The sequence below is a fragment of the Streptomyces sp. ICC1 genome, assembly GCF_003287935.1.
GTDB classification, from domain to species: Bacteria; Actinomycetota; Actinomycetes; order Streptomycetales; family Streptomycetaceae; genus Streptomyces; species Streptomyces tritrimontium.
In genome coordinates this window covers 1351230-1364208 of sequence record NZ_CP030287.1, presented here as the reverse complement: position 1 = coordinate 1364208, position 12979 = coordinate 1351230, and the positions used below count along the sequence as shown (strand labels likewise).

Genomic DNA, 12979 nt, shown 5'->3' with positions numbered 1-12979 from the left:
ACGCGGGATGGCTCGGGTGGTCTACCCGGCGGCCGCGTACCTCTCGTACGGAACGTCGATCTCCTCGTCGACATCCACGGTGAGGATGCCTGTACTGCGCTCGTACTCCGTGCGGGCGGTTTCGAGCAGTCGCCGCCACGAGGTGACGGTGGGACGCCGGCGCAGCAGCGCACGTCGTTCCCGCTCGGTCATTCCGCCCCACACGCCGAACTCGACACGATTGTCGAGCGCGTCGGCCAGGCACTCGGTCCGCACCGGACATCCGGTGCACACCGCCTTGGCCCTGTTCTGTGCCGCTCCTTGAACGAACAGTTCATCCGGATCGGTAGTGCGGCAGGCTGCCTGCGCACTCCAGTCGGTAACCCAGCCCATCCCGGCGCCGTCCTCTCCCGAATCGAGGCTCCCCCACGGCGGCAGCGGCATATTCACCGCTGCCAGTTGAGGACGTTACGGAAGGCGGGCACAGTGCAACACCCCCGACGGGCCCACACTTGAATGGTCCGAACGGACTATGGGTAAGCGGCAGATCACCCGACGGAGTGATCCTGCGACATGCCCGACCATTCCGGCGATTTGGGTGAAATCGGCGGGGCGACCTGATCACAGGAGGCGAGATTCGGACATGCGTCCACCCCATTCGGGAAGGGTGAAAAACAAGCCGAGGGGTTGATGTCCCACCGCACTGCTGTGACAGTTGAGGACAGCTTAGGCCAAGGCATTCGCGTGTGTCCGGCGAATGAGAACGTAGGCTGCCCTCATGGGAAAGAAGCGCTCGGGCGGCGGGGCCACGGGGCCCCAGCAGGCCGCCAAGTTCCTCGGTGTGTCCGTTCTCGCCGGAGTTGTACTCGCGGGCATCGCGATCCCGGGCGCAGGCGCCCTGGGTCTCGCGGCCAAGGGAACGGTCGAAGGGTTCGATGAGATCCCGGCCAATCTCAAGACGCCGCCGCTGAGTCAGCGCACCACGATTCTGGACTCCGAGGGTGGCTTGATCGCCACGGTCTATTCACGCGACCGGCAGGTGGTCCCCCTCACGGCCATCTCCCCGTACATGCAGAAGGCGATCGTCGCGATCGAGGATTCTCGTTTCTACGAGCACGGCGCGATCGACCTCAAGGGCATCCTGCGCGCGGTCAACCGCAATGCCCAGGAGGGCGGCGCGGCGCAGGGCGCCTCGACGCTGACGCAGCAGTACGTGAAGAACGTGTTCGTCGAGGAGGCCGGCGACGACGAGACGAAGGTGCGCGAGGCCCAGGAGAAGAGCCTCGGGCGCAAGATCCGCGAGCTGAAGTACTCGATCCAGGTCGAGGAGGAGCTCGGGAAGAAGAAGATCCTCGAGAACTACCTCAACATCACCTACTTCGGGCAGCAGGCCTACGGAATCGAATCCGCGGCCCAGCGCTACTTCAGCAAGCCGGCCAAGGACCTGACCCTGGAGGAGTCGGCGCTGCTGGCGGGCGTCGTGCAGTCGCCGAGCCGGTTCGACCCGGTGAACGACTCGCAGGAGGCGATGAAGCGCCGCAACGTGGTCCTGCAGCGCATGGCCGACACGAAGGACATCTCACAGGCCGAGGCGGACGCCGCGAAGGCCAAGCCGGTCACCCTGAAGGTGACCAAGCCCAAGAACGGCTGCATCACCGCCGTCAAGGGCGCCGGCTTCTACTGCGACTACGTGCGCAACACCTTCCTCGACGACGCCGCCTTCGGCAAGACGCGCGAGGAGCGGGCGAAGGTGTGGAACCAGGGCGGCCTCACGGTCCGCACGACCCTGGACCCGCAGTCGCAGGATTCGGTCAACGAGTCCATCAAGGACCACGTCGACCAGGACGACAAGGTCGCGACGGCCGTCACCCTCGTGCAGCCCGGCACCGGCCGGGTCCTGGCGATGGGCCAGTCCAAGCCGTACGGCTTCGGCAAGAACGAGACCCAGATCAACTTCTCGGTGGACAAGAAGATGGGCGGCTCGAACTTCGGCTTCCCGACCGGCTCCACCTTCAAGTCGTTCGTCGCGGCCGCCGCCATCGAGCGCGGTCTGCCGCCGACGAAGATGTACCAGGCCCCGTACGACATGGACTACCCGAGCCCGGTGCAGACCTGCGGCGACAAGCCCTGGGTCAACACGGGCAGCCCCAAGGCCCGGGTGGAGAACGAGACCGAGTCCGAGGTCGGCCCGTACGGGATGAAGGAGGCGATGGCCAAGTCGGTCAACACCTACTTCGTGGAGATGATCTCCGAGGTGGGCCTGTGCCCCGTCACCGACATGACCACCAAGCTCGGCGTGATCCCGGCCAACGGCGCCAAGCTCCCCGAGGTCCCGGCCATCGCGCTGGGCAGTGAGGGCATGTCCCCGCTGACCATGGCCAACGCCTACGCCACCTTCGCCAACCGCGGCGTGTACTGCACCCCGGTCGCCATCGAGTCGATCACCGACTCGCACGGCAAGGCGCTCACGGTGCCGAAGTCCAAGTGCGACCGCGCGATGTCGGAGCGGACCGCCGACACCATCAACACGCTGCTGCTCGGCGTGGTCGACTCCGGTACGGGCCAGCAGTCGGGTCTGACCGACCGGCAGAGCGCGGGCAAGACCGGTACGACCGACAGCCGCTACAACGCCTGGTTCGTCGGCTACACCCCGAACATGTCCGGCGCGACCTGGGTCGGTTCCGGCGGTGCGAAGCAGGTGTCGATGGAGAACATCACCATCGGCGGCCGGTACTACGACAAGGTCTTCGGCGGCGGGCTGCCCGGCCCGATCTGGAAGCAGGCGGTCTCGGGCGCGCTCTCGGGCCGCGAGGCGCCGGGCTTCACCACGGTGAACATCCCCGACACCCCGAGCCCGGCCGCGGGCGGCAAGCCCACCACGGGCAAGCCCAACAAGCCCGGCAAGCCGGGCCGCGACGGCAAGCCCGGCGACGGGCAGCCGGGCGGCCAGCAGACCGCCGGGGCCACGGGCGGGACCCCGGGCGGCAGCACGGGCGGCACCGACGACCCGCTCGGCGGGATCACCCTCCCCCCGGGCATCATCGGCGGCCGCGACTGAGCGGCGGCGCGCACCGACAAAGGGAGAGGGCCTCCACCGGATCGATCCGGTGGAGGCCCTCTCCCCTTGCCCTTCGCGTACTGCCGAGTACTGCGGCGTGCTGCGGCGTGCTGCGGCGTACTGCGACGTGCTGCTGCGTGCTGCCGTCGGTCAGAGCAGGTGCTTCTTGACCGCGGCGGCGACGCGCCCGCCCTCCGCCAGCCCGGCGACCTTCGGGTTCACGATCTTCATCACGGCGCCCATGGCCCGCGGCCCCTCGGCGCCCGTCGCCTTGGCCTCCTCGACGGCCTGCGCCACGATCGCGTCGATCTCGTCGTCGCTCAGTTGCTTGGGGAGGTAGGTGTCGAGGAACTCGCCCTCGGCGGTCTCGCGCGCGGCCTGCTCGGGACGGCCACCCTGCGCGAAGGCGTCCGCCGCCTCACGGCGCTTCTTCGCCTCCTTGGCGATCACCTTGAGGACTTCCTCGTCGGAGAGCACACGGGCTTCCTTGCCCGCGACCTCCTGGTTGGTGATGGCGGAGAGGGTCAGGCGCAGCGTGGACGAGTGCAGCTCGTTCCGCGCGCGGATGGCGGTGGTGAGGTCTTCCTGGAGCTTGGCCTTGAGCGTGGTCATGACCTGAGTCTGCCAGGTACGGAGCCTTCGGCGCCCGTCCGTTTCCGGGTGGGCCCGCCGGGTCTGCGAACATGAGGGCATGCGTGCGCGTTACGGAGTACCCCTGAAGGTCACCGCCGGCATCGCCGCGGCGGGAGCCGCCGGTCTGGCCTATGCCGCCGGCTTCGAAGCCCGGTCCTTCCGCCTGCGGCGGGTCACGGTGCCCGTGCTCCCGCAGGGGATGCGCCCGCTGCGCGTCCTGCAGGTGTCGGACATCCACATGGTCGGCGGGCAGCGCAAGAAGCGGGCCTGGCTGCAGTCGCTGGCCGGGCTGCGCCCCGACCTCGTCGTGAACACGGGCGACAACCTCTCCGACACGGAGGGCGTGCCGGAGGTGCTCGACGCGCTCGGCCCGCTGATGTCCTTCCCCGGCGTGTACGTCTTCGGGTCGAACGACTACTACGGCCCCCGGCTGCGCAACCCCGGGCGCTACCTGCTGGAGAAGACCCAGGGCCGGCACGGGCTGAACGGCAACGCGCCGGTCGTCGGCGCCGTCCACAACCCGTGGGAGGGGATGCGGGACGCCTTCGACGCGGCCGGCTGGCTGAACCTCACCAACACCCGTGCCCGGCTCAAGCTCGACGGGCTCGAGCTGGCCTTCACGGGACTGGACGACCCGCACATCAAGCGCGACCGGTACGAGAAGGTCGCGGGCGGGCCGGAGGAGGACGCGGACTTCTCGATGGCCGTCGTGCACGCCCCGTACCTGCGGGTCCTCGAAGCGTTCACCGCCGATCGCTACCCGCTGATCCTGGCCGGCCACACGCACGGCGGGCAGCTGTGCATCCCCTTCTACGGGGCGCTCGTCACCAACTGCGACCTGGACACGAAGCGGGTGAAGGGCCTCTCGGCGCACGAGGCGGAGGGGCACCGCTCGTACCTCCACGTGTCGGCGGGCTGCGGAACCAACCGCTTCACCCCGGTGCGGTTCGCGTGCCCGCCCGAAGCGACACTGCTGACACTGACTCCGAAGGCCTAACGCGGACCGGGCCGCCGGGTACGTTGACAGGATGATCACACCCGCCGCCCGGCGCCTGCCGACCGTCGTCTTCCGCGCGCTGATCGCGGCCGCGGCCTTGACCGGCCTCGTCATCGAGTGCGCGTACGGCAGCATGCCCGTGGTGCTGAGCTTCTTCACGATCTGGACGAACATCCTGGTCGCGGTGGTCTTCGCCCTCTCCGCGGTCCGCGTCCACCGGGGCGAGCCGGACGTCGGCCCGCTCTGGCGGGGCGGGGTCCTCCTCTTCATCCTGGTCACCGGGCTGGTCTTCCACCTGGTCCTGGCCAACCCGTCGAGCCCCTTCAACGTGGTCGAGGAGCTGGACGAACTGTCCGGGGCGAAGGCCGTCGCCAACCAGCTCCTCCACACGGTCACCCCCGTATGCGCGGTCCTGGACTTCCTCTTCCTGACCGCCCCGCGCACCCTGCGCCCGCGCCACGCCGCGCAGTGGCTGGCCTACCCGCTGGCCTACGTGGTCTTCGCGCTGGTCCGCGGTGCCCTCCTCGACCCCGGCGCCCCGGCCCGGTACACGTACCCCTTCATCGACGTAGCCCAGTACGGCTACGCCCGGGTCGCCCTGAACGCGCTGGTCCTGGGCATCGGCTTCTACGCGCTCGGCCTGGCCCTGGTCGCGGCGGACCGCCACCGGCCGCCACGTGAAAACCGGATTTCGTCTCCGGCCGAGGGTCCGCTAAAGTAATCGATGTCGCCAGGGCAGCAGCGCTGCAAGGGTGGACATCGGGGTGTAGCGCAGCTTGGCAGCGCGCTTCGTTCGGGACGAAGAGGTCGTGGGTTCAAATCCCGCCACCCCGACTTCGTAAGACCAGGTCAAGGGCTTGATCCGCATCGCGGGTCAGGCCCTTCCTGCATGTGTGGAGATCGCCCGGGAGAGATCCGGGAGAAGGGCTTGGCCGGCTTCTCCCGGGCGTCCTGAGCGAGCTCGCCCTTCGGGTCTTCTCCGCTCACCCGCCTGCCGGTTCGGGTGGGTCCGCCGAACCCGAGGTCCGTGCCCGAGGCGGCCCCTTCCGGACCGAGGTCCTCGCCGGTCTGGTCGTGGCGCTCGCCCTGATCCCGGAGGCGATCTCGTTCTCGATCATCGCCGGTGTGGATCCGGCGATCGGGCTGTTCGCCTCGTTCACGATGGCCGTCGTGATCGCGTTCACCGGCGGGCGGCCGGCGATGATCTCCGCCGCCACGGGCGCCGTGGCCCTCGTGATCGCGCCGCTGAACCGGCAGCACGGACTGGGCTACCTGGTCGCGGCGGTGATCATGGCCGGGGTCTTCCAGATCGTGCTGGGCGCGCTCGGCGTGGCGAAGCTGATGCGGTTCATCCCGCGTTCGGTGATGGTCGGCTTCGTCAACTCCCTCGCCATCCTGGTCTTCATGGCGCAGGTCCCCGAACTCCTCGGCGTTCCCTGGGCCGTCTATCCGCTGCTGGCGGCCGGGCTGGCGCTGATGGTGTTCTTCCCGAAGGCCACGAAGGCGGTCCCGGCCCCGCTCGTGTCCATCGTCGCCCTCACCGCGATCACCGTGGCCGCGGGCATCGCGGTCCCCACCGTCGGCGACAAGGGGGCGCTGCCGTCCGCGCTGCCGGTTCCCGGTCTGCCGGACGTTCCGTTCACCCTGGACACGCTGGCGCTCATCGCCCCGTACGCGCTGGCCATGGCGTTCGTCGGGCTGATGGAGTCGCTGATGACGGCGAAGCTCGTCGACGAGATCACCGACACCCGGTCCTCGAAGACGCGGGAGTCCATCGGCCAGGGTGTCGCGAACATCGTCACCGGCTTCTTCGGGGGCATGGGCGGCTGCGCGATGATCGGCCAGACGATGATCAACGTGAAGGTGTCGGGCGCCCGGACGCGGCTGTCGACCTTTCTCGCCGGTGCGTTCCTCATGGTGCTGTGCATCGTCTTCGGGCCGGTGGTCTCCGACATTCCCATGGCGGCCCTCGTCGCCGTCATGGTCATGGTCTGCTTCGCGACCTTCGACTGGCACTCGATCGCGCCGAAGACGCTGAAGCGGATGCCTGCCGGTGAGATCGTCGTCATGGCCGTCACCGTCGTGTGCGTGGTCCTCAGCCACAACCTGGCCGTGGGCGTCGTGGTGGGCTCCGTGACCGCGATGGTGATCTTCGCGAAGCGGGTCGCGCACCTGGCGAACGTCACCTCCGTCCTCGATCCGGACGGCGGCCAGGTCGTCTACTGCGTGACCGGCGAGCTGTTCTTCGCCTCCTCCAACGACCTGGTGGAGCAGTTCGACTACGCCGGCGACCCCGGCAGGGTGGTCATCGACCTCTCCGCCGCCCACATCTGGGACGCCTCCTCCGTGGCCGCGCTCGACGCGATCGAGCACCGGTACGCCCAGCGCGGCAAGAGCGTGGAGATCACCGGTCTGAACGGACCCAGTGCCCGCCTGCACCGGACGCTCAGCGGCGAGCTCGCCGCCGGGGGCTGAGGAGCCCCGCCCCGAAGCAGCGGGTCAGCGCGCGGGTCAGCGGGTGGGTCAGCGCGCGGGTTTGAGTTGGCGGAGGGTGTAGCCGCGGTGAGTCGGGTCCAGGGGTGCGGTGGCCGTCTTGAAGAGGTGTTCGGCCCGCTCGTAGGACAGGCGGCGACGGCCCGTGTCCGGGCACAGGTCGGCCGGTTCGGGGGTGCGGGCCGGGCCGGGGCGGCGGTCGGAGAGGAACACGGGGCCGCGGGTGCGGCCGGCCAGGAGCCCGGGCAGCAGCCGGGCGGTCCCGGAACGCCAGTTCAGCCAGGTGGTGCCCGTGCGGGCCCGGCGGTCGTCCAGGTCCAGGTCCTCGATGTTCAGTGACAGGGCGGCCTTCGCCCCGGACGCGGACTCGTGGAGGAGCCGCCACAGCGTCCGTTCGCGCAGCGGCAGGTCCGGGTCGGACCACAGGGCTTCGATTTCCGCCGGGTCCAGCGGGCGCGCCCGGGGGCGGGTCTCGGCGCGGCGCTCCAGCCCCGCCGCGAGGTCGTCCAGGCCGGCCCGGGCGCAGAAGGAGCGGACCGCCGACCGGTGCCGGTTCCAGGTGGTGGCCGCGGCCCCGCCCCACGCCGCCCCGAAGACCCGGGTCACCTGGCCGGCCGTCAGGGACGCGAGCGGCAGCTGGTCGCCGAGGGCCAGGCGCAGGCGGCGCAGGGTCTGCCCGTAGGAGCGGACCGTCGCGGCGTCGAGGTCGCCGCGGGCCAGGAAGGTCCGGGCGCTCTCGCCGAGGGTGGGCCCCGGAGGGCCGGTGGCGGCGCCCTCGGCGGCAACCTTGGCGGCGCTCTCCTGCGCACGCCGGTTCAGGAAGGCCCGCTCGGCGGCGTTCCTGGTGAGGGCGGCCGCCCGCTGGAACTCCAGGCGTGCCTCGCCGTGCCGGTCCAGGCGGGACAGCAGGTCGCCCCTGACGCTGGGCAGGAGGTGGTAGTCGCGCAGCGCGGGATCCGTGAGCAGGGAGTCGACGAGATCGAGCCCGGCCCGGGGCCCGTACGCCATGCCGAGCGCCACCGCCCGGTTGAGCTGCACGACCGCCGTGGGGAGCAGCCGGGCCAACGCCCCGTACAGGGTGGCGATCTGCTCCCAGTCGGTGTCCTCGCTGGTGCGTGCCTGGGCGTGGCAGACGGCGATGGCCGCCTGCAGGACGTACGGGCCGGGCGGCGCGCCGAGTTCCCGGGCGCGCAGCATCGCGGTGAAGCCGCGGCGGATGAGCAGCTGGTCCCAGCGCCCGCGGTTCTGCTCGTGCAGTTGGACGGGCTCGCCCGAGGGTCCGGTGCGCGCGGCCGAGCGGGACGCCTGGATCTCCATCAGCGCGACCAGCCCGTGCACCTCGGCCTCCCGCGGCGCCAGCTCGGCCAGCAGCCGGCCCAGCCGGAGGGCTTCCAGACAGAGGCCCGGGCGCATCAGGTCGTCGCCCGTGGTGGCGGAGTAACCCTCGTTGAAGATCAGGTAGATGACGTCCAGGACCGAGGCGAGGCGCTCGGCGAGCTCGGCGCCGGCCGGCAGCTCGAACGGCACGCGCTCCTCGGCCAGCGTCCGCTTGGCCCCGGCGATGCGCTGGGTGATCACCGGCGCGGTGGAGAGGAAGGCCCGCGCGATCTCCTCGGCCGTCAGGCCGCCGAGCAGCCGGAGCGTCAGTGCGGCCCGGGACTCGGCCGGCAGCACGGGGTGGCAGGAGATGAGCATCAGCCGCAGGACGTCGTCCTGTTCGGGGTCCTCGTCGGGGTCGTCGGAGGGGTTCCGGGAGGAGTTCCGGGAGGCTTCCTGGGACCTGACCAGCTCGTGGCCCAGCTCCTCCTGTTTGCGCGTCCGCAGCTCGGAGCGCCGGATGTGGTCCACGGCGCGGCGCTTGGCGATGGCCGTCAGCCAGGCCCCGGGGTTGTCCGGGACGCCCGAGGAGGGCCACTGCTCGAGTGCGGCGACGAGGGCGTCCTGGGCCAGTTCCTCGGCGAGGCCCACGTCGCGGACCATGCGCGTGAGGCCGGCGATGATCTTGGCCGACTCCAGTTTCCAGACCGCGTCGATCGTGCGATGGGCATCCGGCACAGGCCCGATGACACCATCCGCCCGGCTCGCCGGCAAGCCGGCGGGCCGGGCGGGCGGATGGTCCTCGGGGTCAGGAGCCCCGTCCGGGGCCGGTCAGGGGCCGGTCCGGGCCCCATCCGGAGCCCGTCAGGCGCCGTAGACCTGCTGAATCACGCTCTCGCCGTCGCCGACGATCCTGCGGAAGCGGCGGGCCAGCTCGACGGCCTCCTCCTTGGAGCGGACCTCGACCAGCGCGAAGCCGGCCACGGCCTCCTTGGCCTCGGCGAACGGGCCGTCCATGACCGTGATCTCGTCGCCGACCGAGGTCAGCCGGACGCCGCCCGGCTCCAGGCCGCCGGTGGCCAGCAGGACACCGGACGCCGTCAGCTCCTCGATGAACCTGCCCATCTCCGCGAACAGCTTCTCGTCGGGGGCGGCGTCGGTGGGCTTGGTCGTCATCAGGTAGCGCATGGGTCTCTCTCTTCTCTTCGTGGCTCTTCGTTGCTCTTCGGGGCTCTTCGGGGCTGCCGTGCTTCTGCCCCTACGTCGAACAGCCCCATGTGACAGGGAACGGATCCATTCCCTGTCACATCGCCGGATCGACGTGTCAGCGAGAACCCCGCACGACGAAGCCCGAGGGAGAGTCACCATGACCGCCGTCCAGATCCCCACCGCCCCCGCCGCCGGCACCGAAACCGCCGCCGCCTCCACCCGCGCACTGCTCGCCCTCGCGGTCGTGGCGCAGCCCCTGTGGGTGGTCGTGTCCCTGACCCAGGCCGCCACCCGCCAGGGTTACGACATCACCCGCCACCCGCTCAGCGCGCTGAGCAACGGCTCGCTCGGCTGGCTCCAGATCACCAACTTCGTGCTCGCCGGGGCCCTGGCCGCCATCGGGGCCACCGGCCTGCGCCGGGCCCTGCGCGGAACGCCCGGCGGTGTCTGGGCGCCGCGCCTGGTGCGGATCAGCGGTCTCGGCATGATCGCCGCGGGAGCCTTCGTGATGGACCCGGCCGACGGCTTCCCCGTCGGCACCCCCTACGGGATGCCCGCCACGCTCAGCTGGCACAGCTACGCCCACTTCGCCGCCGGGTCGGTCACCTTCACCGCGCTGATCGCCGCCTGCTACGTCCTGGGCCGCCACTTCAGCCGCGCCGGGGACCGCGGCCGCGCCATCGCCTCCCGCGTCGCCGGCACCGCGCTGCTGATCGGCAACGGCTGGGCGATGAGCGGCGGCAAGGCCGGCACCCTGACCCTGGCCGTCGGCGTGATCACCGCCATGGCCTGGATCACCACGGTCGCCGCACGCTGCCGCCGCGGCCTCTGAGCCCCGCCGGGAAAAGATCCCGTACCGCCGGAACCCCGGCCCTCCCTTCCGCGACTACCTGCGTGCGTGACATGACGCCGGTGGAAGCGGAAGCGGAGGGCTGTGGGATGGGCGGGCTGGACGTGCGCATGGAAGGGGTGGGGTGCCGCCACGGGCGGGTCGAGGCCGTGGCCGGCGTCGACCTGGAGATCGCGGCCGGTGAGCGCGTCGCCCTGACCGGGACCAACGGCTCGGGCAAGACCACGCTGCTGCGCGCCGTACTCGGGCTGCACCGGCAGGTCACCGGCTCGATCCTGGTCGGCGGCCGGCGCACCGACGCGGCCTGGCGGCGGCGGGCCTGCGCGTGGATCCCGCAGAAGCCCGCCGGCGGCCGCTTCCCCCTCCTGGGCGGCGAGCTGCTCGCCAGCAGCGGTGACCCCCGCGCGGCCGCCGAGGCCGCGGACCGCCTCGGTGTGGGGCCGCTGACCGGGCGGGCGCTGCACACCCTGTCCGGCGGGCAGTTGCAGCGGATGTACCTGGCCCGGGCCATCGGCTGCGTGGCGGCCGGGGCCGGGGTGCTGCTCGCCGACGAGCCCACCGCCGCCCTCGACTTCGCCGGACAGGACGAGGCGGCCGACGTACTGACCGCGCTGCCCGTGACCCTCGTCGTCGTCACGCACGACCGGGCGCTCGCCGAACGCTGCGACCGCGTACTGGAGATGGCCGCCGGCCGGCTGCGGGAGGTCCGGTGAGCACCACCCTGGCCGCCGGCGCCGACCTCGGCACCCTGCTGCAGCTGGCCGCCGTGCAGCGCGCGGGCTTCGCCCTGCTGCTGGCCGCCGTCGGGCTGCCGGTGGTCGGCGTGGTCATCGTCGGGCTGGACATCATGCCGGTGCGGTTCGCGATGATGCACGTCGCGCTGCTGGGCATCGCCGTCGGCCTGCTCACGGGGCTCGACCCCATGCTGTGCGCGCTGGTCGCGTGCGCCCTGGCCGGAGCGGGCGTCGCACCGCTGGCCCGGACGCCGGACGGGCTGTCCGGGGCGATGGGGCTGCTGATGAGCCTCGCGATCGCCGCCGCGCTGCTGATCCTGGCGGTCTCGGGGGTGAACGCCTCCGGCGCCTTCGCCCTGTTGTGGGGGTCGATCCTGTCCGTCGGCACCGCCGATCTCGTGGTGCTGGGGCTGCTGGCCGTCCTCGTACCGGGGCTTTTCTGGTGGCGGCGGCGCGATGTGGCGCTGCTGCTCTACGACCGGGAGCTCGCGCAGTGTTCGGGCGTCCCGGTGCGGGCGCTGACCGCCGTCCTGCTGGTGCTCGTCGCGGTCGCGGTGGCCGGGGCCATCAAGCTGACCGGCGCCCTGCTCGTCGACGCGCTGACCCTGCTGCCCGCCCTGGCCGCGCGCCGGCTGGGCACTTCGCTGAGGTCGATCACGGTGTGGGCGGTCGCGATCGGCGTCTTCGTGAACCTGACCGGCTTCCTCATCGCCCTCCGGCTGGACTGGCCTCCCGGTCCGGTCCTCGTCCTCACCGCGGGGATCCTCGTCCTCGCGGTCCATCTCGTTCCCGAACGGAGAATCAGCTCATGGCGCCCGCAATCCGCGTCCGCGGCACTTCCCTCCTCGCACTGAGCACGGCCCTGGGCCTGGCACTGGCCCTGGTGACCGGCTGCGGAGACAGCGACGGCAAGAGCGTCGGCGCCGGTGCCGGTGCCGACGCCCCCAAGGGCGGCAAGCCCGTCGTCGTCGTGACCACCACCTGGGAGGGCGCCTTCGCCAAGGCCGCCGGCGCCGAGGACGTCAAGGTGATCGTGCCGCAGTCGGTGCACCACGCGCCGGACTACGACCCCAAGCCCTCCGACCTCGCCGCCGTCGGCAAGGCGGACTTCGTGCTGTACGCGCCGTTCGAGCCGTACGCCGCGAAGATCAAGGAGGCCGCCGGCTCGAAGGCCGAGCTGGTCGAGGTGAACCTCGACAACGACGCCGACAAGGTCAAGGCCGAAGTCGCCCGGCTGGGCAAGCTGTTCGGCACCGAGGCCGCCGCCGCGAAGTGGACGGCCGACTTCGACACCGAGTACGGCCGGGTCTCCAAGGAGGTCCAGGCCTCGTGGCCCGGCGGGAAGAGCCCGGCGGTGGTGAGCCAGGTCTTCACGACCTGGTCCGCGAAGCTGGCCGGCGCCACCCCGGTCGGCACCTACGGCCCCGAGGCGGTCACCCCGGTACAGCTGGCCGAACTGTCCGCGAAGAAGCCGGCGCTGGTCCTGGACAACGCGCACATGTCGACGGGGACCGTCCTGCCCGACTCGGGCGCGAAGCAGGTGAAGATCGTCAACTATCCGGGCAAGGACCTCGACCTGCTGCCCGTCTACCGCAACGCGGCCGCCGAGTTGAAGAAGGCCATGGGCGCTCCGGCCTCCTGACGGCGGACGGGCAGGCAGACAGGGGCGGCGCGGTCCGGAACGGACCGCGCCGCCCCTGTGGGCGTTC

At 71.3% G+C, this 12979-nt stretch carries 11 protein-coding genes, 1 tRNA gene and 1 pseudogene; 9 read left to right on the top strand and 4 right to left on the bottom strand.

Annotated elements, in window-relative coordinates:
• Nucleotides 1-21: 21 nt before the first annotated feature.
• The gene (locus DRB96_RS06230) at nucleotides 22-372 is read right to left on the bottom strand and encodes a WhiB family transcriptional regulator (RefSeq protein WP_204357996.1); all 351 of its coding nucleotides are present in this window, start codon (nucleotides 370-372) and stop codon (nucleotides 22-24) included.
• A 385-nt stretch (nucleotides 373-757) separates the two neighbouring features.
• Here DRB96_RS06230 and DRB96_RS06220 point away from each other — a divergent pair, with 385 nt between their 5' ends.
• Entirely contained in the window at nucleotides 758-3037 is a 2280-nt protein-coding gene (locus DRB96_RS06220; RefSeq protein ID WP_112447442.1) for a transglycosylase domain-containing protein, read from the top strand.
• A 150-nt stretch (nucleotides 3038-3187) separates the two neighbouring features.
• On the opposite strand, the gene DRB96_RS06215 is transcribed toward DRB96_RS06220, so the two are convergent.
• A complete protein-coding gene (locus DRB96_RS06215) occupies nucleotides 3188-3649 on the bottom strand; it encodes a GatB/YqeY domain-containing protein (protein ID WP_112447440.1) in 462 nt (153 codons plus the stop codon).
• 79 nt (nucleotides 3650-3728) lie between these two features.
• On the opposite strand from DRB96_RS06215, the gene DRB96_RS06210 reads away from it, so the two are divergent.
• The 4 genes and pseudogenes from DRB96_RS06210 to DRB96_RS06195 all read left to right on the top strand — a co-directional run.
• The gene (locus DRB96_RS06210; protein ID WP_112447438.1) at nucleotides 3729-4667 is read left to right on the top strand and encodes a metallophosphoesterase; all 939 of its coding nucleotides are present in this window, start codon (nucleotides 3729-3731) and stop codon (nucleotides 4665-4667) included.
• Nucleotides 4668-4698: 31 nt separating this feature from the next.
• On the top strand, nucleotides 4699-5388 hold the full coding sequence (locus DRB96_RS06205) for a Pr6Pr family membrane protein (RefSeq protein WP_112447436.1): 690 nt from the start codon (nucleotides 4699-4701) through the stop codon (nucleotides 5386-5388).
• A 39-nt stretch (nucleotides 5389-5427) separates the two neighbouring features.
• Nucleotides 5428-5501: transfer RNA gene (locus DRB96_RS06200), tRNA-Pro, on the top strand.
• Between the two features lie 210 nt (nucleotides 5502-5711).
• Nucleotides 5712-7142 (top strand): annotated as a pseudogene (locus DRB96_RS06195) (SulP family inorganic anion transporter); the annotation flags it as partial.
• Nucleotides 7143-7190: 48 nt separating this feature from the next.
• On the opposite strand, the gene DRB96_RS46215 reads toward DRB96_RS06195, so the two are convergent.
• Both DRB96_RS46215 and DRB96_RS06185 read right to left on the bottom strand, forming a co-directional pair.
• Complete coding sequence (locus DRB96_RS46215; RefSeq protein ID WP_112447434.1) at nucleotides 7191-9215, bottom strand: RNA polymerase sigma factor; 2025 nt, start codon at nucleotides 9213-9215, stop codon at nucleotides 7191-7193.
• 126 nt (nucleotides 9216-9341) lie between these two features.
• Nucleotides 9342-9665, bottom strand: coding sequence for a YciI family protein (locus tag DRB96_RS06185; RefSeq protein ID WP_112447432.1), 324 nt, complete (start codon nucleotides 9663-9665; stop codon nucleotides 9342-9344).
• A 178-nt stretch (nucleotides 9666-9843) separates the two neighbouring features.
• On the opposite strand from DRB96_RS06185, the gene DRB96_RS06180 reads away from it, so the two are divergent.
• From DRB96_RS06180 to DRB96_RS06165, 4 genes are all read left to right on the top strand, one after another.
• On the top strand, nucleotides 9844-10518 hold the full coding sequence (locus DRB96_RS06180) for a DUF998 domain-containing protein (RefSeq protein WP_112447430.1): 675 nt from the start codon (nucleotides 9844-9846) through the stop codon (nucleotides 10516-10518).
• Between the two features lie 107 nt (nucleotides 10519-10625).
• The gene (locus DRB96_RS06175) at nucleotides 10626-11249 is read left to right on the top strand and encodes an ABC transporter ATP-binding protein (protein ID WP_112447429.1); all 624 of its coding nucleotides are present in this window, start codon (nucleotides 10626-10628) and stop codon (nucleotides 11247-11249) included.
• Nucleotides 11246-12124 carry a metal ABC transporter permease gene (locus DRB96_RS06170; RefSeq protein WP_112447428.1) on the top strand — a complete coding sequence of 293 codons (879 nt, stop codon included), beginning with the start codon at nucleotides 11246-11248 and terminating at the stop codon, nucleotides 12122-12124. Before DRB96_RS06175 ends, DRB96_RS06170 begins: the two co-directional genes overlap by 4 nt.
• On the top strand, nucleotides 12079-12912 hold the full coding sequence (locus tag DRB96_RS06165; RefSeq protein WP_112447427.1) for a zinc ABC transporter substrate-binding protein: 834 nt from the start codon (nucleotides 12079-12081) through the stop codon (nucleotides 12910-12912). Before DRB96_RS06170 ends, DRB96_RS06165 begins: the two co-directional genes overlap by 46 nt.
• Nucleotides 12913-12979: the final 67 nt, after the last annotated feature.

Excerpts from the sequence above, each read along its gene's own strand:
- DRB96_RS06185 (WP_112447432.1), bottom strand. The coding sequence starts at position 9,665 with ATGCGCTACCTGATGACGACCAAGCCCACCGACGCCGCCCCCGACGAG.
- DRB96_RS06230 (WP_204357996.1), bottom strand. The coding sequence starts at position 372 with ATGGGCTGGGTTACCGACTGGAGTGCGCAGGCAGCCTGCCGCACTACC.
- DRB96_RS06210 (WP_112447438.1), top strand. The coding sequence starts at position 3,729 with ATGCGTGCGCGTTACGGAGTACCCCTGAAGGTCACCGCCGGCATCGCC.
- DRB96_RS06215 (WP_112447440.1), bottom strand. The coding sequence starts at position 3,649 with ATGACCACGCTCAAGGCCAAGCTCCAGGAAGACCTCACCACCGCCATC.
- DRB96_RS06205 (WP_112447436.1), top strand. The coding sequence starts at position 4,699 with ATGATCACACCCGCCGCCCGGCGCCTGCCGACCGTCGTCTTCCGCGCG.
- DRB96_RS06220 (WP_112447442.1), top strand. The coding sequence starts at position 758 with ATGGGAAAGAAGCGCTCGGGCGGCGGGGCCACGGGGCCCCAGCAGGCC.
- DRB96_RS06165 (WP_112447427.1), top strand. The coding sequence starts at position 12,079 with ATGGCGCCCGCAATCCGCGTCCGCGGCACTTCCCTCCTCGCACTGAGC.
- DRB96_RS06180 (WP_112447430.1), top strand. The coding sequence starts at position 9,844 with ATGACCGCCGTCCAGATCCCCACCGCCCCCGCCGCCGGCACCGAAACC.
- DRB96_RS06175 (WP_112447429.1), top strand. The coding sequence starts at position 10,626 with ATGGGCGGGCTGGACGTGCGCATGGAAGGGGTGGGGTGCCGCCACGGG.